Annotated in this window: 26 protein-coding genes and 1 pseudogene; 11 read left to right on the forward strand and 16 right to left on the reverse strand. The window is 60.4% G+C overall.

All coding sequences use genetic code 11. The annotated features are described in order from the left end of the window. Nucleotides 1-302 precede the first annotated feature (302 nt). From QQL28_RS13235 to QQL28_RS13265, 7 genes are all read left to right on the forward strand, one after another. Nucleotides 303-1574, forward strand: coding sequence for a two-component system sensor histidine kinase NtrB (locus QQL28_RS13235; protein ID WP_284265692.1), 1272 nt, complete (start codon nucleotides 303-305; stop codon nucleotides 1572-1574). A 33-nt stretch (nucleotides 1575-1607) separates the two neighbouring features. After that, nucleotides 1608-2696, forward strand: coding sequence for an ABC transporter ATP-binding protein (locus QQL28_RS13240; RefSeq protein WP_284265694.1), 1089 nt, complete (start codon nucleotides 1608-1610; stop codon nucleotides 2694-2696). An 80-nt stretch (nucleotides 2697-2776) separates the two neighbouring features. Beyond that, nucleotides 2777-3955, forward strand: a complete 1179-nt coding sequence (locus QQL28_RS13245) for an ABC transporter substrate-binding protein (RefSeq protein WP_284265696.1) — start codon at nucleotides 2777-2779, stop codon at nucleotides 3953-3955. Further along, a complete protein-coding gene (locus QQL28_RS13250; protein ID WP_284265698.1) occupies nucleotides 3955-4854 on the forward strand; it encodes an ABC transporter permease in 900 nt (299 codons plus the stop codon). The genes QQL28_RS13245 and QQL28_RS13250 overlap by 1 nt, the downstream gene beginning before the upstream one ends. Then, nucleotides 4851-5693, forward strand: coding sequence for an ABC transporter permease (locus QQL28_RS13255; protein ID WP_284265699.1), 843 nt, complete (start codon nucleotides 4851-4853; stop codon nucleotides 5691-5693). The genes QQL28_RS13250 and QQL28_RS13255 overlap by 4 nt, the downstream gene beginning before the upstream one ends. Before the next feature lie 435 nt (nucleotides 5694-6128). Further along, nucleotides 6129-6719, forward strand: a complete 591-nt coding sequence (locus QQL28_RS13260; RefSeq protein ID WP_284265700.1) for a hypothetical protein — start codon at nucleotides 6129-6131, stop codon at nucleotides 6717-6719. Nucleotides 6720-7162: 443 nt separating this feature from the next. Further along, entirely contained in the window at nucleotides 7163-7345 is a 183-nt protein-coding gene (locus QQL28_RS13265) for a hypothetical protein (RefSeq protein WP_284265702.1), read from the forward strand. A gap of 580 nt (nucleotides 7346-7925) precedes the next feature. Here QQL28_RS13265 and QQL28_RS13270 read toward each other — a convergent pair. From QQL28_RS13270 to QQL28_RS13290, 5 genes are all read right to left on the reverse strand, one after another. Continuing rightward, nucleotides 7926-8582 carry an SGNH/GDSL hydrolase family protein gene (locus QQL28_RS13270; protein ID WP_284265704.1) on the reverse strand — a complete coding sequence of 219 codons (657 nt, stop codon included), beginning with the start codon at nucleotides 8580-8582 and terminating at the stop codon, nucleotides 7926-7928. Between the two features lie 11 nt (nucleotides 8583-8593). Next, entirely contained in the window at nucleotides 8594-9538 is a 945-nt protein-coding gene (locus QQL28_RS13275; protein WP_284265706.1) for an ABC transporter permease, read from the reverse strand. Nucleotides 9539-9541: 3 nt separating this feature from the next. Continuing rightward, on the reverse strand, nucleotides 9542-10483 hold the full coding sequence (locus QQL28_RS13280) for an ABC transporter permease (RefSeq protein ID WP_284265708.1): 942 nt from the start codon (nucleotides 10481-10483) through the stop codon (nucleotides 9542-9544). 12 nt (nucleotides 10484-10495) lie between these two features. Next, nucleotides 10496-11992 carry a sugar ABC transporter ATP-binding protein gene (locus tag QQL28_RS13285; protein ID WP_284266172.1) on the reverse strand — a complete coding sequence of 499 codons (1497 nt, stop codon included), beginning with the start codon at nucleotides 11990-11992 and terminating at the stop codon, nucleotides 10496-10498. 86 nt (nucleotides 11993-12078) lie between these two features. Next, entirely contained in the window at nucleotides 12079-13155 is a 1077-nt protein-coding gene (locus QQL28_RS13290; RefSeq protein WP_284265710.1) for an ABC transporter substrate-binding protein, read from the reverse strand. 342 nt (nucleotides 13156-13497) lie between these two features. Here QQL28_RS13290 and QQL28_RS13295 point away from each other — a divergent pair, with 342 nt between their 5' ends. The 3 genes from QQL28_RS13295 to QQL28_RS13305 all read left to right on the forward strand — a co-directional run bounded on the left by QQL28_RS13295 (nucleotide 13498) and on the right by QQL28_RS13305 (nucleotide 15768). Beyond that, the gene (locus QQL28_RS13295; RefSeq protein ID WP_348522497.1) at nucleotides 13498-14157 is read left to right on the forward strand and encodes an SGNH/GDSL hydrolase family protein; all 660 of its coding nucleotides are present in this window, start codon (nucleotides 13498-13500) and stop codon (nucleotides 14155-14157) included. 53 nt (nucleotides 14158-14210) lie between these two features. Further along, nucleotides 14211-15296 (forward strand): ROK family transcriptional regulator, encoded by a 1086-nt coding sequence (locus QQL28_RS13300; protein ID WP_284266174.1) that lies wholly within the window; start codon nucleotides 14211-14213, stop codon nucleotides 15294-15296. 193 nt (nucleotides 15297-15489) lie between these two features. Next, nucleotides 15490-15768 carry a hypothetical protein gene (locus QQL28_RS13305; RefSeq protein WP_284265713.1) on the forward strand — a complete coding sequence of 93 codons (279 nt, stop codon included), beginning with the start codon at nucleotides 15490-15492 and terminating at the stop codon, nucleotides 15766-15768. Between the two features lie 203 nt (nucleotides 15769-15971). On the opposite strand, the gene QQL28_RS13310 is transcribed toward QQL28_RS13305, so the two are convergent. The 11 genes and pseudogenes from QQL28_RS13310 to QQL28_RS13360 all read right to left on the reverse strand — a co-directional run bounded on the left by QQL28_RS13310 (nucleotide 15972) and on the right by QQL28_RS13360 (nucleotide 24770). Then, entirely contained in the window at nucleotides 15972-16817 is an 846-nt protein-coding gene (locus tag QQL28_RS13310) for an Npun_R2479 family HD domain-containing metalloprotein (RefSeq protein WP_284265715.1), read from the reverse strand. A gap of 149 nt (nucleotides 16818-16966) precedes the next feature. Next, entirely contained in the window at nucleotides 16967-17155 is a 189-nt protein-coding gene (locus tag QQL28_RS13315) for a hypothetical protein (protein ID WP_284265717.1), read from the reverse strand. Between the two features lie 332 nt (nucleotides 17156-17487). Then, nucleotides 17488-18264 (reverse strand): benzoate diol dehydrogenase BenD, encoded by a 777-nt coding sequence (gene benD, locus QQL28_RS13320; RefSeq protein ID WP_284265720.1) that lies wholly within the window; start codon nucleotides 18262-18264, stop codon nucleotides 17488-17490. Then, on the reverse strand, nucleotides 18261-19283 hold the full coding sequence (gene benC, locus QQL28_RS13325) for a benzoate 1,2-dioxygenase electron transfer component BenC (protein WP_284265721.1): 1023 nt from the start codon (nucleotides 19281-19283) through the stop codon (nucleotides 18261-18263). Before benC ends, benD begins: the two co-directional genes overlap by 4 nt. A 32-nt stretch (nucleotides 19284-19315) precedes the next feature. Then, complete coding sequence (gene benB, locus QQL28_RS13330) at nucleotides 19316-19840, reverse strand: benzoate 1,2-dioxygenase small subunit (RefSeq protein WP_284265723.1); 525 nt, start codon at nucleotides 19838-19840, stop codon at nucleotides 19316-19318. Further along, nucleotides 19837-21210, reverse strand: a pseudogene (locus tag QQL28_RS13335) (Rieske 2Fe-2S domain-containing protein). Before QQL28_RS13335 ends, benB begins: the two are co-directional and overlap by 4 nt. A 51-nt stretch (nucleotides 21211-21261) precedes the next feature. Further along, nucleotides 21262-22155: a dioxygenase family protein gene (locus QQL28_RS13340; protein ID WP_284265725.1), complete on the reverse strand. Its 894-nt coding sequence runs from the start codon at nucleotides 22153-22155 to the stop codon at nucleotides 21262-21264. A gap of 56 nt (nucleotides 22156-22211) precedes the next feature. Continuing rightward, the gene (catC, locus tag QQL28_RS13345; RefSeq protein WP_284265727.1) at nucleotides 22212-22502 is read right to left on the reverse strand and encodes a muconolactone Delta-isomerase; all 291 of its coding nucleotides are present in this window, start codon (nucleotides 22500-22502) and stop codon (nucleotides 22212-22214) included. Between the two features lie 3 nt (nucleotides 22503-22505). After that, nucleotides 22506-23669 (reverse strand): muconate/chloromuconate family cycloisomerase, encoded by a 1164-nt coding sequence (locus QQL28_RS13350; protein ID WP_284265729.1) that lies wholly within the window; start codon nucleotides 23667-23669, stop codon nucleotides 22506-22508. Between the two features lie 119 nt (nucleotides 23670-23788). Further along, the gene (locus QQL28_RS13355) at nucleotides 23789-23917 is read right to left on the reverse strand and encodes a hypothetical protein (protein ID WP_284265732.1); all 129 of its coding nucleotides are present in this window, start codon (nucleotides 23915-23917) and stop codon (nucleotides 23789-23791) included. Between the two features lie 631 nt (nucleotides 23918-24548). Further along, a complete protein-coding gene (locus tag QQL28_RS13360) occupies nucleotides 24549-24770 on the reverse strand; it encodes a hypothetical protein (protein ID WP_348522492.1) in 222 nt (73 codons plus the stop codon). 132 nt (nucleotides 24771-24902) lie between these two features. Here QQL28_RS13360 and QQL28_RS13365 point away from each other — a divergent pair, with 132 nt between their 5' ends. Further along, nucleotides 24903-25826, forward strand: a complete 924-nt coding sequence (locus tag QQL28_RS13365; RefSeq protein WP_284265734.1) for a LysR family transcriptional regulator — start codon at nucleotides 24903-24905, stop codon at nucleotides 25824-25826. The last annotated feature ends 396 nt before the right edge of the window (nucleotides 25827-26222 follow it).

The raw sequence follows: 26222 nt of genomic DNA on the forward strand, positions 1-26222 counted from the left end.
TTAGAACAGTGGTGGTGTTTGCACAAGACTAGGGACTCGACGAGGCATTCTTCGCAAACGGCCTCGCGACCTTACTTTCGTCAACTGCACAACCAATCACACAGGCTCGCAAAGCGGGCGAGTGTTGGTACGGACCTACCATCGGCAAAACCTCCGTGCCGATCGGCACGCGAGATTGAACACCCGCCAAAATCGTAGTAGCGTTCTGCCTTTGTACATCAGCGTCATAGTGGCGACCGCAAAGTGGACGCGGATGGCTGCCTCGATATGAGGTCGTGAAGCCGGTTGGCCCGAGCATCCCAATGTCGCAACCGGAATTTGAAGCGCACTATGACGCACTGAAGCGAGAGATTGATGCTCTTGAAGCGGACCTCGCGGAGCCAAAAGCACGCAAGCATTTTGCAGACGTGAGGCAGCGGATCGAAGCGCTCTACGAGACGTTGCGAGAGAACCATCTGCTCCTGCACACCGTCCTCGAAAACAGCGCCGCGAGTATTTACGCCAAACGCAAGGATGGTCGCTATATCTTCCTCAACCGAGGCATGGAGTTGCTGTGCAACGTGACTCGGGAGCAGTGCCTCGGCAGAACAGACTTCGACGTGTTTCCCCTAGAAATCGCCCAGCAGTATCGAAGCAATGACGTCGCCGCCATGAGGACGGGCAAGCTGTCGGAATCCGAGGAAATGTCGAAGACACCTGCAGGTGACCGGTTGCTCCTATCAAAGAAGGTACCGCTAATTTCAGACGCCGGCGAAGTCCAGGGAATTTGCGGCATCTCGACGGACATAACGGACCTGCGACGGACCGAACGCGCCCTGCGCGAGGCGGTTGAGACACTGCAGCGCGAACGAGACAACAAACTGCTGAATGTCGAGGCGGCGACAGCGTCCATCGCCCACGAAGTACGCCAACCCCTGGGGGCTATTGCGACAGGCGGCCTTGCGGGAATACGATTTCTTGGAATGATGCCGCCCGATCTTGACGAGTTGCGGGCGATTCTGAATGGGATCATCACCGACTGCCATCACGCGAGCGAGGTCTTCGACAGCATCGGCGGCCTTTTTAAGAAGGTCGATCACAGCCGACGACCGGTCGATGTCAACGAGATTGCACGTGGCGTGCTGCAATCGCTTCACGGACAGTTGAGGGATCACGGCGTCGCGACCGAAACCGAACTTGCATCCGATCTGCCGCTGATCGAAGGTCATCAGGGTCAGTTGCGACAGGTGGTCTTCAACCTGGTCCACAATGCGATCGATGCCATGGCCACCACAACGGATAAAGCACGCCTGCTGCGGGTGAGCACACAGCCTCGGGATCGCAACACAATCGTGGTCGCAGTTGAGGATTCAGGCCCTGGGATTGATTCTGGACGTTTGAACAACATATTTGATGCATTCGTCACGACCAAGGCAAATGGAATGGGATTGGGCCTCGCGATCTGCCGCATGATCGTTCAGCGCCACGGCGGACAACTTTCGGCATCGTCAGACGGCAAGACCGGCGCGCGCGTCCAATTCGTTCTGCCGGTCGGATTGGTGGATACTGCACAGGCGCGCAACGTCAGCCATTGACTGTTTCGGTTTTCTGGCGAACGAGGAGGCCGGATGAGTTCGCCAGCCGCCATAGCGCTCGATCATGTAACCAAGGTCTACGACAAACCTGTCGTGTCCGATATTTCGTTGGAGGTGCCGGAGGGAAGCTTCGTCACGGTGCTGGGGCCTTCCGGCTCTGGCAAGAGCACGATATTGCAAATAATCGGTGGCTTCCTGCAGCCGACCGCAGGCCGTATTCTCTTCGCCGGTACGGACATGACGGCGCTTCCGCCCAACAAGCGGCCATGCAACACGATCTTTCAGGACCTCGGCCTGTTTCCGCACATGACAGTTGCCGAGAACGTGGCCTATGGTCTTAAGGTACGTGGCGTCGACCCAGCCACGCGGCGCAAGTGCACGGCGGAGATGCTCGCTATCGTTGCCCTTGAAGGCTACGAGCGGCGCCCCATACACCAGCTTTCCGGAGGCCAGCGCCAACGCGTGGCGCTGGCCCGAGCGCTGGTGCTCGACCCTGCTGTACTTCTGCTCGACGAGCCATTAACGGGGCTCGATGAGCGATTGCGCCAGCAACTGCGCGGCGAGATCAGTCGTCTGCACCGACGGCTCGGCGCGACCATCCTTGCCGTCACTCACAATCAGGATGAGGCTCTATCTCTAAGCGATCGAATTATAGTCTTGCGAGCGGGCCGCATCGAACAGATCGGTACGCCGCGCGAAATCTTCGAACGACCGGCCAATGCCTTCGTCGCGCGGTTCGTTGGGTTCGACGCAATATTGAAGCCGGAGTGCGTCGATTCCGGCATTGCCGACTGGCATGCGCGCGTAGCTGGACGGGATATCCGCTGTGAGCCGCCCGTCAGCCGTGACCCGGCGAACGGTTATGTGCTGGTCCTCCGACCCGAGCGGATCAGGATCGCGCACCCGAAAGAACGAAGTGATCTCGGGCCACTCACGGTCATTTCCACCGCCTACAAGGGCCGGGACGTCGAGGTTGAGAGCCGCTTGGTTGACGGTCAAGCGCTCAAATTTCTCATCTCCGCGGACTCGGGTGTCGCGGTACCCGCATCAGGCAGCAGCATCGAGATTGTTTGGGAACCCATAAAGCCGCTGTTGCTACCGGACGCGCTCGTCGAGCCCTGATATCTGCCCAGCGCCGTCTCTGCAAAGGCGCCTGAATTATGATATGCATCAAGCCGGAAGGCTCCCGAGGAGCTTGGACAATGGCGTACAGCATCGGGAATGGCTCTCCACCGGCCGTATTTTCCCAGTTGACACGCCGCCAGCTTGTTCAGAACGGTGTTCTTGGCGCTGGCGCGCTGGCAGTCGGAAGTTTGGGCGGATTGCGCGCCGCCCGAGCGTTAGATGATATCAATTTTTGGGCAACCGGCACGCTCGATATCGGCGACGACGGCTGGAGAACCATTGCAAACGACAGCGGTGTCAAAGTCGACTTCACCGACAACGGCAATGACCCGGGGCCGGTCGTTGCGAAGCTGGTGGCTGGCAACGCAATCGACATTTATGATGTCGGAGGGCTCCAGGGAGGCAGCGAAAAGGAACTGGCGAGACGCGGCCTGATTGCGCCTTGGGACATTTCGCAAATACCGCATTATGCGAGCGTGTGGCAGTGGGCGAAGGACATTCCCTACCTGACCCACGATGGCAAGGTCTACGGAATTCCGACCGTCATCAATGCCGATTCCATGATCGCCGTAAGGGACAAGGTTGGCAGCGTCGACAGCTACGGCGTCATCTTTGATCCGAAGCTGAAGGGCAAGACCGCCATGGAAGACGCCTGGATCAATAGCGTCACCTTTACCGCCATTTATCTGAAGAACTCCGAGAATGCGAAGATTGCCGAGCCCGGCAACCTGACCGCTGACGAACTCGGGCTGGTCATGGAATTCCTGATCAAGCACAAGCGGGACCGCCAGTTCCGCACGTTCTGGAACGGTTGGGAACAAGGTCTCCAGCTCCTGGCCAGCCAGGAGGTCTGGGTGATGACCGGCTGGGAACCCATCCTTTATGCTGCGCGGAAGCGGGGTATCGATTGCTATTATGCCGTGCCGAGGGAAGGCTACGAGGGATGGGCTAACAATACCGTCCTGCTGAAGAGCGCGGTGGTCCGCGGGCGTACGAAGGCGGCCCATCAGATGGTCAATGCCCTTCTCGCGGGATTCTACGGCTGCAAGCTCGGCCAGCTGCGCGGCTATGTCATTCCCACCGACAACAGCGTCGCCTACGCGACGGCTCATCCGAATGCTTTCGATCCGGCGGCTGTCCGGGAACTGACCGAGCGTGTGAAGCAAAAGTTTGCCGGCAAGGTCTATTGGCAAAACACCCGGCCGGACAATTTCCAGCTCTACGAAACATGGTGGCAGAAGTTGAGGAACGCGTAGTGCCTCGCGAACCGGGGCCCGACGAAAGCGCGGGCGCCGGCTTGCGGCCGGCGGGCTTCCTCCTCGCGCTTCCGTCGCTCGCGGTCTTTGTTGGGGTGGGCTTCATTCCGCTGGCACTGATTGCGACATGGAGTTTCTGGAGCTTCGATCCTGACACCTACTGGATCAAGCCCGCCTGGTCGTTCGCGTCATATGCGGCCCTCCTCGACAACGGACGAGCAACCGTCTTTCTGCGCACGGCGGGCCTTGCCGCACTGACGGCTACGGCTTCCACGCTGCTCGCGGTTCCGGCCGCGGCGGTCGTCGGTCTGTTGAGCGGACCGCGCCGGGCTGCGCTCCTGCTCGCACTGTTCACCATTCCATTCTTCACGAGCGGCCTCGTGCGCGCCTTTGCATGGCGCCTCGTGCTTGGTCGGCAGGGCGTCATCAACAACGCGCTAATGAGCCTTGGAATTGTGGAGACTCCAGTCGAATGGCTTTTGTTCTCCGATTTTGCGGTCCTGATGGGGATGGTCGCCGCCTATCTGCCATTCGCGATAGTTCCCATCGTGCTGGCATTTGCGCGGATCGAACATTCAGTGATTCGTGCAAGCCAGGACCTCGGTGCAGGCTTCTGGACCGTGCTCGCAACCATCGTCTTACCGCTCGTCCTGCCGGGAATCGTGGCGGGCTTTCTGTTCGTATTCGTCGCCGCCGTTGGCACGTCGATGGAGGTTCAGCTTCTTGGAGGGGCTGGTGCTTCGTCCATTTCCATCATGATCGACGATGTACTGAGAGTGGTGAATTTCCCCCTCGCCTTCGCAATCGCGACTGTTGTCGTCACTGTGCTCACCGTCCTCATCATCATCGCAAATCGCGCGCTCAGGCTGTCGCGCCTGTTCGAAAGCCTCGGCATATGAGCTCCGATGCAATCGTCACGGGACGCACCAGCGGCGGCCGGCTTTTGTTCACTACTATCACGGCGCTGAGCCTGGCAATCATGTATGCGCCGGTACTGTACCTGCTGCTTGCATCGCTGAACCCGGACGAGCAGCTTGGACTCGTTCCGCCGAGCCGCTATAGCCTCAAATGGTATTTCGCGCTTCTCGACGATGGCCGCCTCGCCGGGGCTCTCAAAGAAAGCGCGCTGGTCGGGCTCGCAACAGCCGCACTGGCGGCGCCGATCGGCCTCTCTGCTGCGCTCGCCTACCGGGCGATGACGCGCCTGCGCGGCGTATTCCTCCTCGTCATTCTCTCGGCCATGTTCGTCCCGGGTACGATTGAGGGCCTCGGTCTGTCGACTGCTCTGAGAGTTGTCGGTCTCGCCCCATCTTGGGTCACCATAGCAATCGGACATCTTCTGTGGACGCTGCCGTTCGCCGCAATGGTCTCGCTCATCGGCCTGTCGGCGGTCAGGCCCAGCACCATCGCGGCGGCTCGCGACCTCGGCGCCGGGCCGATACGGGCCTTCGTCGACATAACCCTGCCGCTCATGCGCACCAATCTCATCTCGAGCTTCGTCTTTGCATTTCTCCTTTCACTGAACGAGCAGGCGCGCGCCTACTACCTGGCCGGTCGCCAGAACACGCTTCCGCTTTATATGTTCGGCGCGATGAATTCGGGTGCCTCGCCGACCATCTACGCATTTTCAGGCGCGATCATCGTCATCTCGGTCGCAGTCGTCGCCCTGGTCTTTGCCGCCCTAGTCGGGCAGCAGAGCCGAAGGCCACGACAAGCACCAGGCGAAACCAGCTATTGAGGCTGCAATAGGCAGTTGTCATTCTGCCCATTAAACGGCTAACTCGCCAAGATTGTCGCCGATCCCTTGCGGCTGCGGGTGAGGCTGGGATGGACGTTCAGTTATCCGTGTTACAGACGGAGTAACGAGGTCGCCTATTGGCCCATCGCTTCAGTTTGCGCGGTGCAGCGCGATGTCTGAAGTTGACGGCAGACCGGAAGTAGCTGGCCGACTGCAAAAACGACGCGATTGAAGCGGCGGCAGTTCATAGCGGCTACGGCGCTGGTCATCTGCCAAGAAAATTGCCGTCTCACCTCCAAGCATGTGGCCTCGAATTTGAGAGGAAGTTGAACAGTCAGGGCTTGGCTATTGATGTTTGCTAGCGAACCGTAACGTCATCCGGCAACACTAGAGGCCTACGCTTGAGCAATCGGATTGACTGATCGTCGGATACTCATGGTTGCACTGTTCGCGCTAGCCGAGGCGATCGTCGCGCTTGGGCTCATCTTCCGAGTGGCGACCATCCTTCTGTCTTCTCGTGCGCGCGCGGTTGCGCTTGGGTGCGTGATAGCCAGCCCTTTCATAGCTCTCCTTGCATCAGTCGCCACGTTCGGCTCCAAAGGCTTCGCGGTCTTCCTCGACAGGATTGGTATGCTTACCGAGAGCCTTCCGGCCCTGTATTTGCCCGCTAGAATGGCTTGGGATCCTCTGGTGACGATTGCTCTTTTCGCACTTTATTTCCTTCGCTGGCGTCGCAGCATGCCGTCGTGGAAGGCATGGTTGACGGGCTCAAGCTTGTGGCTGATTTGGGTGTTGTTGCCTCTGGCCATCGACGTCGGCTGGACGCCAGGCCTCATGTTCTTGTACATCCTTGCGATATTTACGATCGGCCTTCCCGTCCACTACGTTGCACCGACGATCTTTGAAAGTCTGTTCTCCGGTTTGAACTTACTCCTGTTTCTGACCCCTATCCCTGGCCTTCTCATTGTATTAGTTCCGAGCGGGATACTGTTCACTCTGAGGCGACGTGAAGATGCGAGCAATTGACGAATTTGCCGCTCGCGCGGGCTGACCTCCTGGCTCTCCATCGAGCAGACATACCGCGGAAAGCCAGGTCCAGGCCCCGTTTCCGTGTCAGCGCGGAGTACGAGAAAGGGGCGCGGCACCGAAGCCTCCCGCCCTCGGGTTGTCACGGTCTCAGCCGGCGAACATATGCTGCCAACCGCGGCCGTTTGCTTCCTGTGCAGACGAATTCGCGAATTTGCTGCTCGCGGTCAAAACTGCCATCGATTCTGCAATTTCATGTGCGCCGGTTATGCCTCCCCTCAGACATCCCGACCCCGCTTGTAACGAGCAGCGTGGTGCGAAATGATTGCCTCCCCATCAGGAGACTGCCTTGCCCGCGTACCTCCATCGCTTTCACGTTTTACTTGAGCATTTGCGCCGTCGTGATACGACCACATCTCCCATAAACAACTGAGGTTGGTACATTGGCCAAGAAAAGCAAAAGGGTCGCGCGCAAGGAATATACGGTTGTCGATGTGAAGCAACTTAAGGCGCACTCCAAAGCCAAAACGCCAGTAACGAAGATCGCAAAGGCGATGAAAAGAACCGAAGGATCTCTGAGGCAAAAAGCGAGAGCTCTCGGAATCGGTCTAGGTCATCAGCGCTGAACGTAAGAGAGCCCGGGTTGATGCCGGGCTCTTTCTTGCGCGGGATTGAGCGCCGCTGCCAACCAATCGGCCGGATGCCCGATCTGAACACGGCCACCCCAGGTTCTCGTCAGGTCTGTCGGTTGCGCTTCCTATGTATGCCCTTCACCACAACCCTTCGGACACGGTATCGACTAACCGGGTGCTCGTATCGTCTCCGATCGGCGCGTCAGCGACCATGGCGACTCTACCTTCCCGTACGCCTTCGTTGGGTTCTGCTTGTCGGGTTCGAACTCGTTGATACATTTTGGCGTCTTCGCAATGCCGAACGGCTTCTTCCTGAAGGTACGGCGACCGCTGGCCAATCGTCCTGACGCAATTGCATTTCAGCATCGACGTGGCTGTGCCGTCCATAACTCTCACATTCGTCAATGGTGACCGTCACGATCGGCACAAACTGATGCGATGATCTGCCATGACCTGAAGATGCGTCGGAATCGGATTGGGCAGCACGTACGGCGCTCCACGCGAGGCGACGGAGACATAGCGCCTCGGTCCATCGAACAGAAATTGAATTCGCTGCCAGAATGTCGTCTCCTGATCAGTTGGCGAAGAGAGTGGCAACCTTTCTCGCAAGAGCCAGTCCAAGATCGGCATTATTCTTGGCAGTGAAATGAATACCGTCGACGCCTGCCGTCGCGATCGCGCTGCCGGCATCGAAGAACTCGACCTTCATGAAACTGGCGAGCGCCCTGTACTGGGCCGCGAGTTGAACCGTCTTCTCGCGTCCACCTTCGAACATGCCCTGAAACCAGGGGTCTGGCAGATCGGCGAGCGGCGGCGGTGCCACGACCAAAACCTTCGGCGCCGGATAGATCGTTCCCACACCGCCGGCGGAGGTGAGGACCTGACCGACCAGCTTCGACATGCCGACCGCGATCTCATAAGGCGTGCGACGGTAGTAGCTCTTGGTGTCGTTCGTCCCGAGCATCAGGATGACGAGGTCAAGCGGGATGTGGCTTGCGATCGCGACGGGAAGATAGGCCGAGCCGTTCAGGCGCGGATCGACGGGATCGTCGATCGACGTCGTGCGCGCGCTCAGGCCTTCCTCGATGATCTCGTAGCCGTTGCCGAGGGCCGCAGCCATCGCGCCGGTCCAGCGCTCGTGAACGGGAAAACGAGTCGTCGGAGATCCCTCGGGGACGGCGATCCATCCCCAGGTCAGGGAATCGCCAAAGCACAGGATACGTCTCGTCATCGTGACCTCACTCAGTTGGATTTGGATCGTAGACCGTAGAAGATCGCGGCAAGCAGGATGATCAGGCCCTGCACAATTAGCTTGCCCGGCTCCTGCACGCCCATCGTCGTCATGACGACGAACAGCAGCGCAAAGCAGAGGACGCCCACGAACGGGCCCCATACCTCTGCGGGCCTTCCAAAAACCACACCGCCGAGAATCGTTGCCGCGATCGAATTCATGACGAGCTCGGGCCCGAACCGCACGCTGCCGACGGCGATCGACGAGGTCTGCACCAGCGCGGCCACCGCAGACATCAGCCCTGAGATCACATGCGCGATGACGACGGTCCGTTCGACCGGCACGCCGGAGAAATGTGCCGACGTCGGGTTGCTGCCGATCGACCACACGAAGCGTCCGAACACGGAGACGCCGAGAAACGCACTCATGATGCCGGCGAGCGCGATCCAGAACATCACCGGCGCCGGTATCGTCCAGAACCGCAGATTGTAGAGCGCATGGAATTCCGCCGGCACGTCGCCGGGCGGCTTACCGTTAGCGAGGTACTCGACGAGACCGATCAACACGATGTTGATCGCGAGCGTTACGATCACGGCCGACGCGCGCCGCTTGCCGACCAGAAGGCCGTTGACCAGACCAACCGCCAGCCCGACGCCGAGGCAAAGCAGGACGATCGGCAGCAGCGGCCAGCTATAGAGCAGTCCGGACGAGATCAGATAGTTGACGAGCAGGATGATGCCGCCGGCCGACAGATCGATCGAACGCGACGAGATCACCAGCAGCTGGCCGAGCACGACAATGCCGAGCGGCACGACCTGGCGGGCAAACGTTCCAAGGATCGCAGGATTCATCATGTTCGGCCGCAGCACCCAGAGGGTGACCAGCAGCACCACGAACACGATGCAGGACGGCGGGATCCGAAGCGCGGCGCGGAACAGGCTCGAACGAGAGGTCATGATCTACAGGCCGATGTTCTTGCGCGGCTGGAGCGCGATGACGAGAAGCAGGATCGCGCCTTTCACGACCGTCTGGATGAACGCAGACACGTTGAGGAGGTTCATGCCGTTCGCGATCAATGAGAGCAGTCCGCAGCCGATCAGCGTGCCGTGGAGGCTTCCGATGCCGCCGGCAAGCTGCGTGCCGCCGAGCGCCACGGCGGTGATCGAATCCACCGCATATTGCGTGCCGATATTGGGATCGCCCGAGGCGATCCGGCCAGCAAGGAAGATGCCGGCCGCCGCCGCGAAGCAGGAGCTGAGCACGTAGGCCGCAAGCACATTGCGCCGCTCGGCAATGCCGAACGTGCCGGCCGTCTCGCCGCCGCCGATCGCAAACAGGTGCAAGCCGAAGCGCGAAGCATGCACGATCTTCCAGCCGAACAGGATAGCGACGATCGTCCAGATCACGGGCATGTAGATGCCGAAGAGCTGACCGCTCACGAGAGCAACGATCTCGGATGCGACCGTGCCGCCCGCGGACGGCCGCACGAACATGGCCGCGCCCTGGGTTATGCCCATGATCGAGAGGGTCGCGATGATCGGATGCACCCGGAAGCGCGTCACCGCGACGCCGTTGAGAAGCCCGACCACTGCGGCCATCAACATCGCCGCCGGCACCGTGACATACACGGGCGCGTTCAAGGACAGGATCCCGGTGGTGAGGCTGACGACGGAGCCAACGGACAGGTCGAGACCCTTCACCAGGATCACGATCATCTGGCCGATGCTGACCAGGATCAGCGGAGCTGCCTGCGCAAACAGGTTGAGGACGTTCTGCCGACTCACAAAATCGGCTGTCGCCGCCGCAAGGCCCGCGCAACAGCAGATCGCGACCAGAAGCGGAATGGTCCAGAGACCGTGCCGCGAATTGGCCCTGAAGAAGATCTGACCGACTTTCGACATCCTTCCGATCCCTCAGCGGTGCAGCGCGGCTTCAAGGATGGCGTGCTCGGTGGCCTGCTCGGCCGGCATTTCCGCAACGACATGCTTGTCATGGATGACGTAGAGCCGGTCGCAGAGGCCGATCAGCTCCAGCGTCTCGCGCGAGAGCACGACGACCGAGCCGCCGGCATTCGCGTATGCCCGCAGCAGCTTGTAGATCTCCGCCTTGGCGCCGACGTCGACGCCGCGCGTCGGCTCCTCGATCAGCAGGATATCGGCGCCGAGCGCCAGATAACGTCCGAGCAGCACTTTCTGCTGGTTTCCGCCGGAGAGCGTGCCGACCGGCGTGTAGGGCGTGGCCGCCTTGATCGAGAGACTTTTGATCGAGTTTGCGATGACATCGCGATGGCGGCCTGCGGGCGCCAGCTCGAAGTGCTGGCTGTGCAGGCCGATGGTGAGGTTGTGCGCGAGCGACAGTTCAAGGAACAGACCTTCGAGTTTTCTGTCTTCCGGCACGAAGCTGACGCCGAGCGCCTGCAAAATGCGGATACCGTGGTCTTCCGGCAACGGCAGAGCGAGCTCGCGGCTACCAATGCGCACCCTGCCCTCATGCGCCGCGTACCGCCCGACGAGCGACCTGACCAGCTCCCGCTGTCCCTGCCCCTCGAGCCCGGCCAGCGCGACGATCTCGCCGCGACGCAGGACGATCGAGCACGGTGCCGAGTCCGGCGTCAGACGAAGACCTTCGATAGAGAGAACGACCTCGCCCTCCCTCCGGGGCGGCCTGGGCGGAAACAGCTCGGCGAGCTCGCGGCCGACCATCATCGCGATCAATCGTTTCGGCGTGATCGCGGCCACAGGAACGGTGTCGACGTTCCGACCGTCCTTCAGCACGGTGATGGTGTCACAGATCTTGAAGATCTCCTCCATCCGGTGCGAGATGTAGACGACGGCCTTCTCCTGCTGCTTTAGGCTGAGGATTTGCGCGTTGAGGATCTCGACGTCAGCAGCGTTGAGCGCGGCCGACGGCTCGTCGAGGATGATGACGTCCGCATTGGCCGAGATGCCGTGCGCGATCTCGACGAACTGCCGCTCGGCAATGGAGAGATTGCCGACGAGTGTTGCCGGATCGAGGTTCAGGCCGAGGCCGCGGAGCGTATTGCGCGCATTCTGCTCCATAACGGCGACGTCGACGGATCCGAGCACCGTCAGCGGCTCCTTGCCGAGACACATGTTCTCGGCGATAGATAGATTGGCGAGAAGCGAGTGCTCCTGGAAGACAGTGGAGATGCCGGCATCGAGTGCCTCGCGCGGTGACGCGAAACGGACGGTTCGGCCGGCCTTCCGGATCATGCCGTCATCAGGCTGAACCACGCCGGCCAGGATTTTCATGAGTGTCGACTTGCCAGCGCCGTTCTCGCCCATGAGGGCGTGCACGCTGCCGGGCAGCAGTTGAAAGTCGACATCATCAAGCGCTGCAACGCCACCAAACGACTTCGAAATCGACGTCATCTGGACCAGTGGCTCAATCTTCATCGTCTCGATCCGACGTAGTCAAAGTGCAGAAAGACGCAAGCGCCGGCGGCGGCACGACCATGCCGCCGGCGCTGCCGCGATCAGTGCTTGCCGTAGTACTTCTGGAGATCCTGCTCGGTCAGGCTGGTCGGAAACCAGGCATTGGCGCTGAGATCCTTGCGATAGTACTTCTTGGCCTTTTCGAGATCCCAGCCTTCGGGCTCGTAGACGTAACGCTTGTGGAGCTGCTTGCCTTCGAGAAGAGCAACGGCCGCACGCACGCCGGCGGCGCCTTGCTCGGGACCGTACTCCGGCGAGATCGACGGGAAGCCGAGCTCGATCCAGCGGGCGAAGAAGCCGTTATTGCCTTCACCGGTGATCGGCGGAATTTTGGCGCCATATTGCTGGAAGACATCGACGCAGGCGCGGGTCATGTCGGCGCCCGATGACCAGATGCCGTCGACCTTCGGATTGTTGAGATAGAAGGTCTCGCAGACCTGCTTGCCGACGTCGTATTGCCACTTGCCGGCATCTTCCGCGACGATCTTGATGTCGGTGCCCTTGAGCGCTTCCAGCAGGCCCTTGTAGCGGTTGATGTCCTCAGGATGCGCCGGAAGGCCGCGCAACACCCAGATGTTTCCCTTGCCGTGGAGCTGCTTGACGAGGAAGTCGCCCATCACCTTGCCGAAGTGAACGCCGCCGCCCTGGATATCGACCGTGTATTTGTCGGTCTCGGTCAGACCGGTGTGGACGATGACGGGAATGCCGGCGGCAACGGCCTTTTCGATGCCTGCGTCGGCGGAGGTTGGCGTCAGAGGTGTGACGATGATCGCATCGACCTTCTGCGCAATCAGGTCCTCGATGTCGGCGACCTGCTTGGCTTGGCTGATGTTGGCGTCGAGCAGAATGAACTGACCGATTCGCTTGTCGAGCTTCGCGGCCGCCTCCGCGTCATGCGCCATCTGGACAGTCCAGGTGTTGGCGTTCACGCCGAAATGGCTCATGCCGATCTTCCACGGACCGTTCTTCTTGAACTGGTCCGGCGCAGTCATGCGCTCGTCGCCGGGGCGCGGTGTCACGCCCTGCATGAGATTGACTTCCTCGGCCTGGACTACGCCAACCCCAAGCCAAATCGTTGCCATCAAACCGAGGCCGAGTGCCCTCATTCCCTGGTGCATCAAATCCTCCTCCTTCATCGCACGTAACGTGCAGAGTTCTTTTGCTTCGGGGGAAAGAAGGACGCAGGTCGCCGCGCGCCCGCCGCGGACACGCGACGTACGTGGGGTGATCCAGTTCAAAAGGTGAGCGGCTCTTCTTCACGAAGAGCTTGTGCCAACGACGTCCCAATCTCCCAACGCTGGCAAGCTGCGAGCAGCAGACCAGCAAGACCTACTTGCACATAGCCAGAGCAAGCTGTCAATAATTATTCATCTTGAATGATCAATTAGCTCTTGCGACTGCCCGCCGGCGCGACCAAAGATGCGGAAGCCCAAAAAGCATGAGGATTCAGAGCGATGCCGATGCGCTCCGTTCTATGTTTCGGAGACTCCAATACGCATGGCCAGATTCCGGGTCGTGGACCGCTCGAGCGCTTTGACCGGCATACGCGCTGGCCCGGCGTGCTTCAGTCCGAGCTCGGGGCGTCCTGGTATGTCATCGAGGAAGGCCTGAGCGGACGGACGACGGTGCATGACGATCCGATCGAAGGCGCCCATAAAAACGGCCGCACCTATTTACGTCCGTGCGCACAGAGTCACACCGTGCTCGACCTGGTCATCATCATGCTCGGGACGAACGACCTCAAGGTCCGCTTCAACAAGCCGGCCTCGGAGGTGGCGATGGGCATCGGTTGCCTGATCTACGATCTGCGCGAGCTCGCGCCCGGCCCCGGCGGCAGCGTGCCCGAGATCATGATCGTTGCCCCTCCTCCCATTCTCGATGACGTCAAGGAATGGAAGTCGATCTTCGCCGGCGCGCCGGAGAAATCACGGCAACTGGCGCTCGAATTCGAAATCATGGCGGATTCGCTCGGCGTGCACTTTTTCAACGCGGGCTCGGTATGCAGTTGCGACGCCGCCGACGGATTTCATCTGAATGCGGAAGCCCATCGCGCACTTGGCGCTGCACTCGCGCAGGAAATCGAGGCAATCGGCTGGCCGGCTCAAGAGCGCAAAAGCTGACAACGATCACGCGCGACGGTCTGCCGATATGAGGAGCACCTCCCTTGCCTGATATGCGATTTGCGCCCCCGAACCCGCTGCGGATCGCGGATCGCGCCAGTGGCCTCAACGCGCCCACGGTGCGAAGCTACAATGAGCGGCTGGTGCTGTCGTTGCTGCTGCAGAGCTCGGGCATCTCCCGCCTCGAGATCGGCGAGAAGACAGGGCTCTCGGCGCAGACCGTGTCCGTCATCGTGCGTTCGCTCGAACAGGAAGCTCTGGTCTCCAAGGGCGAAGCCCAGCGCGGACGCGTCGGGCCGCCGACCATTCCGCTCTCGCTCAATCCGGAAGGCACTTTCTCGGTTGGCGTGAGCTTCGGTGAAGACGCCACGAATGTCGCACTGATCGATTTCGTCGGGAAAGTTCGCTATTACGCGGCACACCCCTATTCATCCCTGCAGGAGTCGTCCGCAACGATCGCGGCAAAGATCGAAGAAGGATTGTCGACGCTTCCACCGGACAGCCGGACCCGGGTTGCTGGCATCGGATTGGCGGTGCCTGACGATGCCAACACTAGCGGCCAAATCAGGAAGCTGCTGGGACGCGACCTGGCGGACGTGCAAGCCAATATCGAAAGGAGGCTTGGCCTGTCGGTCTACATTCAGAACGAGATCACCGCAGCCGCCGGAGGCGAGAGCCTGTTCGGCATGGCACGCTCGCTGTCCGATTTCCTGTTCTTCTATCTCGGATCACGCCTGCACAGCCGCCTGATCCTGAATTATCAGATCCACAGCGGCAGGTCCGACCTCAGCCACGATGTTGGACTACTAGCCCTGCTCCAGGGACTGAAAAAGCATGGCCTCACTCTGTCCGACATCGGATCGACGAACTTCCCCGACGCGGCCGGCGAGCTCTATGCACGGTGGCAGGAGGTGTGCTGCCGGCGCATCTCGGTATCAGTGCGCTCGCTGTTGAGCTTTGTCAATTTCAAGTCGGTTGTTCTTTCCAGTTACGCGCCGCCTGTGGTCGCACACGACCTATGCGAAAGTCTTAACAAGGAATTGCCAGATATCTCGTTTCTCCTCGGTGCCAATTCGACTGCACCAAAGGCTATAGGCGCGGCCAGTTTGCCCTACCACTCTCGCTTCATGGTTCAGTAGAACTTCTCAAAGAGGGTTAGATCCCACCGGTGCCACCAAGACTGCCGGTGTTCGAAGCCAGAGCTTGGAAGCCCTGCCCATCTCTACGACCGAGGGCGCTGCGATACTCCCTTAACGAAAGTGCGGTGGAATACCGACCCCAACCTGGATAAACCAAGCTCACTACTTCGGTCGGCGTTCGAAAGCTCACTAGTTGGGTCAGCGTCCTAAATGCGAGGGAAGCGAGAAAACACCAGACTACGCCAAACTGCGCGATAGCGGCCGGCCGCACTACTTCCACTCTATCATTTCAAACGGGCGTTTCGTCGTTGTTTTGCAAGCACAAATTTTCATGTCTGACGGAAAAATGCCGACGGTATACCCGCCGCATTTTTCTGGGCTTGAATCCACAGAAAAAATTGCTCCTCACGAAGCACTGGCAATTCCATTACCCATCGGAGTCTATCGACTGGATGGCGCGCCGCGTGCGTGACTAAGACTGACATTGCTCGCACTGGCACAGAGCCTCAGATACCGTCAGAGATCAGGAAGGCACCTTTGGCCCCGGCGCCGCTCACTCCAACTGCTGTGTGCCAGCCATGCAGGTCCGCTCCGCATTCCAAGCCGCCCTCTCCGTCAGTTCGGTTCGTAACCCGTAGCGGAAGTCACAAGAAGTCGTGGCGCCTCGGGCCTAAGCTAGGCTCCGAGTGCTCCGCGGTGCTCTTCCGAAAACACGTGGGCATAAAGATTCGCGATCCACTGCTTGCCTTCCTGTGTGACCCTCAGGTACCTAAGTGCATCGCCGATATAGGGACGGACAGCCTTCCAAAAGAACGACGGATACGCTGCCCGTAGATCGTCAGAACTTTGATAGCCGAGTTTTTCACTAATGCCTGTTTCGCGAAATTCTGCAAACAATGCCGAAGTTTTGCGGAGATAGTTGATGTCGGCTAGCTGTCCGATCAAATCCGCCGCTCGAAGCAAGCCGGGATAGTCTGCCGTACTGGCATGCTGTTCGTGTTCTGGCACGGGAAATCTCGTGTGCTCAATATTGGCTTGGATCTCGAGCGTATCGATATGTGTCAAGCTTGCTTTCCCAAAGCGCTCACTGACAAAGAGTTTCGATCGTGACACATGGTAGGGAGTCATCGATGCATCGGTTGCTCCCGGGGGAACATGCACGAGATCACCTTTTTCGTTGCAGACATATTCCCCCTCCTGATCGCCTCGGCATACCCCCCGTACATAGCCAATGTCGTGGCAAAGAAGTGAAATAACAAAGTGGAGCCAATCGCGTGGCGTAACGCCGCCCTCCTTGGTATGCTTCCCGCGCAAGATCTCTTGGCCCACAAGCGTTACCATTATGGTGTGGTTCATATCGTGGTAGGCTGCATCGCTGTCGGCGATGTTTTCTAAGGCGAGGCGCCCCACGAATGCAATGATGTCCGGATAGGTCGGCTCAAGGACGCCATAGCTTTGAACGTATGCCTCCCGAAGCTGCTCGATAGATGCCTCGATGACAATTTGTGTGGGATTGAACATGGTCGCCTCCCCCAAGTGAGTGGATGCTATTCCCGTTCGAGCCCGCCGTCACGAGCACCCATCTTGCCACTTTCCATATCCTTGCCGACGGTGGCCTGAGAGGGGTTCTGTCGCAGTTACCGTCTCTTGGAACTTGCCAATGCCTTCTCCTAAAGGCGGGGCGGGTCAGGGATCCCGGCGCGAAGCAGGATGTGGTCTTTGTGCCGGCATTGTCCCTCGCTGCACCACCACACCGCGGTGCCGGTCGGGTTTGTGCCGGATAGCACCTTGCAGGACTCGATCTGGTGGACGTCCGGGGTGCCGGGGCTGATCGTCACCGAGCCGTCGGAATTGAGCACATAGTCACCGTAGTAGCGGTGACCGTCGGCATCGTTGCAGCACCACCCCGCCGAGCGCGTTGTGCTGCGAGCGCGATGACCATGAACAAGCGGTTACGGTTCTCGTTGGTCATGAAAATACTTCCAAGCGTCTGGGTAATGACGGCGGACATCTTCGCCTGCGAGCTTTGCCAAAGCACAATCGGCTCGGCCTGAGTGCGGGAGCCGGGATGAAGCGACGCGAATTCTTAGGTGCGAGGGCAGTTCTATTTCTCCTTCGTTCGGCCCAGCATGCGCAGCGACCTCGCTCAGGGTCCAACTGTGGACCTTGCGCGCGGAACGACGTCGCAGAGTTACCCGAGGTCGCCGCCGGCGACGTGCAAGATATTGCCTGTGACATAACTTGCTTCATCCGACGCCAAGAACAGGATTGGCGCGACCTGCTCGTCGATCGAGCCGTATCGCCCGAGGAAGCTAGATTTCTTAACCTGCTTGACGACCTCGTTCATCCATTCCTTTTCTTCAGCCGTGTCGCCGTCGGCGTTGCGCGGCACTCGCCTCGTCGGCGCCTCTGTGCCGCCGGGAGCCGTCGCGACAACGCGTATGTTGCCCGACGCGTACTCCATCGCCAAGCTTTGAGTGATCGCGTTGATTCCGCCCTTTGCAGCCGAGTATGGCACCCGGTGAATGCCGCGCGTCGCGTTCGATGAGACGTTCACTATCGTACCCCTGCCTCGCCGCGTGAGGTGCGGAATCACGGCGTGACAACACCACAAGGTGGGCATTAACGAGCGCCGAATCTCTGCCTCGATCTGCTGCGGCTCGAACCGATGGTATGGTCGCATCCGGATTGCGCCGCCGACGTTGTTGATGAGGATGTCAATTGCGCCGAAGTGCCCGATGGCCTCGGCCATGGCGGCTTCAGCACCCTCGTAGGTTTCGAGATCGCATACGAAGCCGCGGCCTCCGACACCTGCTTCCGAGGCGACATCATCGACGAAGTCCGCACGATCGACGAACAGGACGTTGCCGCCCTCGGCCGCGGCCCGCAGTGCCACGGCGCGTCCGATCCCCTGAGCGGCACCGGTCACGACCAGCGTCTTTCCGGCAAAGCGGCCTTCGAAGATCATGCTGCCACCGCTTCGGTCGCGGAAAACTTCTCGTAGAAGAAATGCGAGGGGCTCACCCTCTTTTCCGTGAAGAACACCCGCACCGCCTCCACCATCGGCGGCGGACCGCACAGATAGACGTCGCAGTCGCCGTCGTTGAGATGCTCGTCCGCGAGATGCGCCGTGACATATCCCTTCAGCGGATGGGCGCTATCCGGGTTGGCGACGCAGGTCGCCCAGGTGAGCGTCGGCAGTCGCTTGGCCAGCGCTTCGATCCGATCGATCTCGACCAGATCGCCATCATTGGTGACGCCGTAGATCAGATGCACTGGCTGGTCGGTGCCTTGGTCGGCGAGGACCTCGAGCATCGACAGGATCGGCGCGAGGCCCGTGCCGCCGGCGAGCATCACGACCGGACGGTCGACCGCTCGCAGGAAGAAGCTTCCTTGCGGACCGACAAACGTCATCCTGGTACCGACCTTGGCCTCGCTCGCGAGCCAGCCGCTCATCAGACCGCCCGGCACGTTGCGGATCAGGAAGCTCGCTTCACTCGCCCCCACCTTCGAACTGAACGAGTAGGAACGATGCTCGCTCGTCCCGGGCACTGTGAGGTTCACGTACTGGCCAGGCAGGTATCCCAACGCGTCCGGTCTGTCGAGCTTGAGCTTGAGGACGATCGTGCTGTCCGACACGAGTTCGACCGAGCTCACCTCGGCGCCATGTTCAGCGGGCTTTACCTTGCAGGCGGTGGACGGAACCGGCACGGCGATAACGCAATCCGAGGATGGCACCATCTGGCAGGTCAGCACTAGTCCCTCCTCGGCCTCGGCTCCACTCAGGGCGTCGTCGAGATATTCGTCGCCGAGATTGTATTCACCATGCTCGCAGCGGCATTTGCAGGTGCCGCAAACGCCATCCGAACAGTCCATCGGCAGGTTGATCTTGTTGCGATAGGCCGCGTCCAGGACCTTCTCGCCCTCGTTGCATTCGATGAAACGGGTGGCCCCGTCCTCGAAATTGAGTGCTACGCTATAAGTCATGTCTTACTCTCCGGCGATCCCAACGAGCGGCGTCAGATGTGATAGATGTCGATGACCTGGTGGATGTAGTCGCTCTTGAGCACGACCTTCTTTGCCAGGATCCGCAGTTCCTCACCGCACGTATCCAGCGTGTAGAAGGCGGCACCGAAGAAGCTGTCGGTCTTCTTGTAGCGGTGGCTGAGCGTGTGCCAGTTGAAGCGCAGGTCGAGCTCGCCGTCGCGCTCCTCCACGATTTCGACATTCGAGACATTGTGGCTGGTACGCGGCTCCGGCGTGCTCGCGCCGGACCGCTCGGTCTTGATGCGGAAGACGCGGTCTTCCAGACCCTCTCGGTTTGGATAGTAAATCAGCGAGATATGCTGCTGCGGGTCCTCGACGAGTTGGTCGTCGTCGTCCCACGCCGGCATCCAGAAACTGGCCTTAGGCGAATAGAGCTTGATCCATTCGTCCCACTGCCGGTCGTCCAGCAGCCGCGCCTCGCGAAACAGGAGGGAGCGGACCTGTTCGAGATCGAATTTGCTGGTGGACACGAGCGTGCTGGCGGTTGCGATGCTCATGCTGCCTCTCCCCGCAACGCAACGACGCCGCCTGCCGCTTCGCCGCCATTTTGCAGGATCGCATGGCGCAACGACTTGGCCCAGAACTCATGCTGGCGCACGAACAGGCCTTCGTCCTCGCTTCGTTCGCCGCTCAGCAGCGGCTCGAGGCCTATCGCCCTGGCGTTCTCATCCGGGCCGTCGATCCAATTGACGGCGCCGCGACTGAGGTCGTTCCAAAGTTCGCCGGCGCCGACATAGGCGGTCTGACAAGCACGGAATTCTTCCAAATCATCCGGCGTGCCCATACCGGAGACGTTGAAGAAATCTTCGTATTGACGGATACGGGTCGCCCTCTCCTTTTCGTCCTCTCCCTTTGGCGCGAAGCAATAGATGGTGACCTCGGTCTCGCCGACGCTGATCGGACGCACGACGCGAATTTGCGTCGAGAACTGGTCCATGAGGTAGACGTTGGGGTAGATGCCGAGATTGCGGGTCTGGCCGACGATGAAGCCGGTGCGTTCCTTGCCGAGGCGGGCTTCGAGCTCGTCCCTGTGATTGAAGATCGGCCGGACCTCGGGGTTTAGCAGGTTCGTCCAGAGCAGGATATGGCCGTTCTCGAAGCCGTAGACTCCGCCCACGCTCTTGGACCAGCCGTTGGCGTCGACCGTCTTGGTGCCCTCGTTCTCGTAGTTGCGATGGCCCATCGTCGCCGATTAGTTCCAATGCACCGAGCTGACATGATAGCCGTCGGCGCCGTTCTCCATCTGGAGCTTCCAGTTGCCGTCATAGACGTAGGAGGAGTTCCCGCGCAGCACCTCGATGCCGTTGGGCGCCCCATCGACGATCTGGTTGATCACGGCCTTGGCTCCGCCGAGATGCTCCTCTAGCGATACGACGTCTGCATTGAGGCTGCCGAACAGGAAGCCCCGATAGCTTTCGAACCGCGGCACCTTCGCCAGGTCGTGCGAGCCCTCGGTGTTGAACGAGACAGGGTAATCGCCGGTCTTTCCGTCCTTCACCTTGAGGAGCTTGCCCGCATTGCTGAAAGTCCAGCCGTGGAATGGGCAGGTGAAGCTGGCCTTGTTGCCGTGCTTGCGCCGGCAGAGCATCGCCCCGCGATGGGCACAGGCGTTGACGATCGCATGCAGCTCGCCTGCCTTGTCGCGGGTGATCATGATCGGCTTGCGGCCGATCCAGGTGCTGAAATAGTCGTTGTTGTCCGGTATCTGGCTTTCGTGGGCCAGGAACACCCAGTTGCCTTCGAAGACGTGCTCCATCTCCAGCTCGTACATCTCGACGTCGGTGAAGATGTCGCGGCGGCAGCGGAACAGTCCGCGCTCCTTGTCTTCGACCACCGCGCCGTCTATGCGCTCCAGCAGTGTCGTCATGGTTTTCTCTCCTCTTCGTCTTCGTTTGGCGTGTCCGATCCCTGCCGAGGTTCAGGCCGCCTCGGCGCGTTGCCGGCTGGAAAGGTGCTCATCGTCGGCGCCGGCGGCACGCTGGAGCTGGAAGTCGAAGTTGATGTACGCGCTGTCGCCTTGTCGCTGCGGGACCGGGAGCAGGCCGTCCCGGGTGGCGAAGGCGAAATCGTCGGCGGCATGCGGATCGTCGCCGAAGTTGATCTGCGTGGTCAGCTTGCGGTAGCCGGGCGCTTCGATGAAGAAGTGGACGTGCGCCGGGCGATGACCGTGACGGCCGATCGCCTTCATCAACGTGTCGGTGGCGCCGCCGTCGGGCACGGAGTACCCATTCGGCATCTTGGAATGGAATGAATACTTTCCGTCCGCACTGAGCTTGATGCGCGCGCGGTTGTTGAAGGGCGTCTGTTCCCGCGTCGGGTCGAAGTGCGAATACCAGCCCTGCGAGTTGGCGTGCCAGACATGCAGCACCGCATCCTTAACCGGTTCGCCGTCCGGGCCGGTGACGCGGCCTCGCATGTACAGGCTGCCGGTTTCGTCCGGATCCTTGGTCAGGTTGACGTCGCCCTCCTCGAGCGGGGCGCCGGCCACGTACAGCGGCCCTTCGATGGTGCGCGGCGTGCCGCCGGTGAGGCCTGCCTCCGCGTCCTTTGCATCCATGAACAGATCCAGGAAGTGCTCGAGGCCCGTGCCCGGAACCAGAAGGCCGAATTCAGGCGCGCCTTTCTGCAGGAAGTTGATCGCGTGCCAGAACTCGTCCTCACTGATGTCGTGGCGGACGATGATCTCCGCACCGGCCTCGATGAGATCGCGGACGATTGTCTTCAGACGCGAATCTCCGCCGGGCTGATTGAGGCCCGCCGCCTTGTCGAGCAGTGACTGGACTTCCGGGGTCTTCACGAAGCTCGTATCCATGTCGTCTCTCCCTTGGTTTTAGGTCCGCTGTGCGGACGTTCGTCGTTCGAGCTGGTTCAGCGGTCGTCGTTGTGAATCGAGGACGGGTGCCTGCAGAGCGGCGTCACCTTCATCTCCATGAAGGGATAGAGCGGCAGGCTGGTCAGGACGTCGTGAAGCTCGGCATTGCTCACGACGTCAAAGATGCTGACGTTCGCGTAGTGGCCAGCGACGCGCCAGATGTGGCGCCATTTGCCGGCACGCTGCAGTTCCTGAAACCGCTCCTTCTCGCTCGCCTTGAGACGCTCGGCTTCTTCCTTGTCGAAATCGAGCGGAATGCGAACGTTCATCTCGACCATCGTGAGCATGATTCAAGCTCCCTTCGCGGCGACGACATGCAAGGTCGGCGCGGTGCGGTCCCGACGAAACCGAGCGATCTTGTCCTCGTCGAGCGCGATCCCGAGACCGGGCCCCGTCGGCACACCCAACGAGAAGTCGGCGTAGTCCAGCGGCTCGGCCAAAATCTCCTCCGTGAGCAGCAGCGGACCGAACAGCTCGGTGCCCCAGGCGAGCTTGGGAAACGTCGCAAAGAGATGGGCGGAAGCTGCAGTGCCGACGCCCGCCTCGAGCATCGTGCCGCCGTAGAGACCGATCCCTGAGGCATCGGCGATGGTCGCGACGTCGCGACCGGCATGCAGTCCGCCTGACTGGGCGATCTTCACGGCGAACACGCGGGCGCCGGCGCTGGCGGCAACACGGAACGCGTCGCGGGGACCATGCAGCGCCTCGTCGGCCATCAGCGGGATGCCGTGCCGCGCGGACAGACGCGCCATGGTGGCAAGCGCGTCGCGGGCGACCGGCTGTTCGACGAGGTCGCAGCCGGCGTCTTCCAGCATCTTCATGCCGGCGTTGGCCTGTGCCTCGTCCCAGCCTTGGTTGACGTCGACGCGGACGCTGCCCCGGTTTCCGATCGCTTTCTTGATCGCCGCAACATGCGCGACATCGTCGGCCACGCTGCGCTTGCCGATCTTCAGCTTGAAGATCGAATGCCGCCTGGCCTCGATCATCGCCTCCGCTTCCTCAATATCGCGCGCGGTATTTCCACTCGCGAGCGTCCAGGCCACCGCCAGGCGGTCGCGTACGCGTCCCCCGCCGATCAGTTCGGACACGGGCACGCCGAGACGCTTACCGGCGGCATCAAGCAGCGCGGTCTCGATCGCGCACTTGGCGATATGGTTGCCGACGACGCTGCGACCAATCTTCGACATTGTCTCGGCGACGCGGGACACTTCACAAGTCTTCAGGACCGGCGCGATATAGGTATCGATTGCGAGCTTGATGCCTTCCGGGCTTTCTTCGCCGTAGCTCAGACCACCGATCGTGGTGCCCTCGCCGATCCCGATGACACCGTCTGAGCAGGTGATCCGGACCAGAACGACGGCCTGGCTCCGCATCGTGGCCATCGCCAGGACGTGAGGCCTTATCGTGGGCACATCGACTATAAAGGTATCGATCTGGGCAGCTTTGCTCGTCACCGGCGCGTCCTCGAATTCGCATTTCTTGGCCGAAAACTAGATATCTGCGGCATCGATGGCAAAGACCGATTGGGTCCAATATTATACCTGTGAGGTATACGTTTCAGATGGGACAATGGTCAGCTCTGCTTTTCCGTACGTTCGACGACGAGTATCGGTGCGTCGTCCGCCGCCAGGAACCTTGGATAACCGCCCCGCCGATCGGCCACCCTCTCGAAAAGCAAGGCGACCGTCTCGCTGTAGCTCATGGCTGATCTCTACGTCAGGTGTCCCATGAGCACTCGGTTGACCCGACCGGCGATTGTTAGCCCGTTGAGACATGTTAACCATTGTTCTGATTGTCGGCCTTGGAGCCGACCTGCATCGCGATCGTGCTTCTGTCTTCAGGTCAGAGTGGCTCGCAGAGTTCAAGCCGCGTCGAATTCACTGCGCGCGGTTTTGCGGTTAAGCACTTGGATCGATTATCGGCTTTCAGACCTCACGCCGATCTACAGATTTTGGGCGTTGGCCGCTCCAATTGCGGTTCGATCCCAGGCGCGAAGCCTCGGATTTCCTTGAGTATGGTGCAGGCGCAGTGGCCGCACTTCGCCGTGCAGCCGAGCAAGGCGTAGACGCGACTGACCCGCGGGCATGGTGCGACGCTTGCGACCGCGGACCTAATCTCGACCTCGCTGAGGACGTTGCAACTGCAAACGATCACGGCGCATTCCTGACTGAAGAAGCTGCTAGGATCGCAATGGGAGGCAATCCTGGCGAGACTGCCGCCGCTACGATGGTGAATGAAGCGAGACCACCCTAGGGCGTAACATCCGATCGAAACAGGACCGCCTCAGTCTATATTCATACCTGCGGGGTATAGTACACGCCGAATTCCACTCCTCATCGGAGGGACACGTCGGGTACTATGTCGCTCGACGGCCAAGCACAGCCCGCGCTTCGGCAGGCGTCGCCGGCCTGCATCCATGCTTCGGCGTTGTCGGATGCGAGCCGATCCTTGCCGATCCCAATATTGTCCTCCGGGCCGTTCAGCACCGCGTCGGCGCTCCGTTGCAAGGCCCAATCCACGACGAGAGACTGATGGTGATCGATCCGGTCGGCCATCCACGTGGCGCCGGGAATGACGCGCCTCGTTTCCGGGAGCGGGAGGATTTGCCCGGATCAACTTGAAGCGAAGGATCGATTGTGTCTACTTCAATACTCGAGAGGTATGGACGCGATTGGAGGGCTGTTCTCATGGAACTCCGTCACCTGCGCTACTTCACCACCGTGGCAGCGGAGGGCTCCTTCAGTCGCGCCGCTGAGAAACTCCACATTGCGCAACCACCGTTGAGCCGCCAAGTACAGCAGCTCGAGGACGAGCTGGGCGTGCGTCTGCTCGATCGTGGCCGACCGCTTACGTTGACAGAGCCCGGACGATATCTGTTCGAACAAGGACGCCAGATCCTGCAGCGCATTGACGAGATGCGTGCGATGACCAAGCGGATCGCCAAAGGCACGGTATTGCAGTTCAACATCGGCTTTGTCGCATCCACCCTCTACGACGCTCTTCCGGAACTGATCCGCCGCTTCCGCATCATCATGCCCGGCGCAGAGGTCAATCTTCTGGAGATGACGACGCTCGAGCAGGTCGCAGCATTAAAGGACGGTCGTATCGATGTAGGTTTCGGCCGACTGAGGTTCGACGATGAGGCGATCGTCCGTAGCGTCATCCGTGAAGAACGCGTCTGCCTTGTGGTACCACGCCGGCACAAATTGGCGGCCAAGAAGGGGAAGTTGCGGCTGCGCGCAACCGCTGACGAACCGCTTATCGTCTATCCCAAGTCGCCGCGGCCAAGCTACGCCGATCAGGTTCTTTCGTTTTACCGCGATGCAGGTATTGAGCCGAGGGTCGCGACGGAGGCGAAGGAGTTGCAGACCGCGCTCGGTCTTGTCGCCTCTGGTGGCGGGGTCTGCATCGTGCCTGCCTCCGTGAGGCGCTTCGGGCGCGACGACGTATGCTTTATCGACCTCGATGAGCCGAAGATGATTTCGCCGATCATCATGAGTTATCGCAAGAATGACGCGTCGATGTTGCTCACGCAATTGATCAAGCTAGTTCGCGAATTCGATAAATGGGATGCATCTACCGGTTACCCTGCCTCCGGCTCGTCTGATTGATCGCGATGCCGCGCCTGCGCCGAGGATTCAAGCTCGACGCAGATATCATTCATTGCCAGATAAGCCTCTAAAGGCGCGGCGCGTCACCGTAGCTACAAGCGAGCCCCTCCCCACTCGGTTAAGAAGTTGATTCAACACAATCACTTAGATCTCGCGGTTTGGAGGAGCCCTGTGCGATCACGGCCATTGGTCGAGATGCTTCTCGCTCCAATGAACCAGATCGTTGCCGCTCCCTCGCCTCACGACGTCCTGCCATTCTGCACGCCATAGTGCGCTTGGATACTCTGTTAGTGGAAGGGAAGTGGAATGCCGACTTCCACCGCATTAAGCTCGGCCACAACTTTGGTCAGTCGCTGAATATGAAAGTAACTGGGAACAGCCCCCACCAAAACTACG

It is taken from the genome of Bradyrhizobium iriomotense (genome assembly GCF_030160715.1).
In the GTDB taxonomy this organism is placed as follows: Bacteria; Pseudomonadota; Alphaproteobacteria; order Rhizobiales; family Xanthobacteraceae; genus Bradyrhizobium; species Bradyrhizobium iriomotense.